The organism is Alteromonas alvinellae (assembly GCF_902705805.1).
Genome location: NZ_CACSIH010000249.1, coordinates 1 through 554 on the forward strand (window position 1 = coordinate 1; position 554 = coordinate 554).

At 46.8% G+C, this 554-nt stretch carries 1 protein-coding gene; it reads left to right on the forward strand.

Translation table 11 applies throughout. From position 1 onward, the window contains the following. Positions 1–554: transposase (locus ACX5KA_RS19505; RefSeq protein WP_458731996.1), on the forward strand; the 554-nt coding region annotated here is incomplete at both ends.

Below are 554 nucleotides of genomic sequence, written 5' to 3' on the forward strand. Positions count from 1 at the left end.
TGAAAAGCAATTTATCCCTTTAGATAGCGAGCTTTATATCAGTCGAGTGAAAGCACAACCACTCACCAAAGCATTTGCGGATGGTCGTAGTATCGTAGCAAAACGCTATCGTGATGCGCAGTCAATGAGTAAGCCGGAGATGATCCACCGCATGATTAAGCGAGCCGCGCGGTCCGACATTCATGCGCAATATTTTTTAGCTGATTCATGGTTTGCCAGTAAGTCCATACTGGCCTTTATGGACGCGCAATCGTTAGTCTCCATTGTCCGCATGAAGAAAAATAAGACGCGCTATCGCACTATGGATAACACCTCGGCTCTAGCAACAGCGGCTGAGCTTTACCAACACCACATCAAAGGCCAATGGCAGAAGATTAAGGGTAGACCATACCAGTCTAAGGCGATCACCGTTGAGTTGAATCTAGCAAAAAGCATCAAAGAGCCTGATCACTGGATCAAGGTCAAGCTGTTGTTTGTTCGTGGTGTCAACGAAGAAAAACAGCGCGCTGGAAAGCATGATTGGGCCTTGTTTTTATCCACCGACACTCACCTCA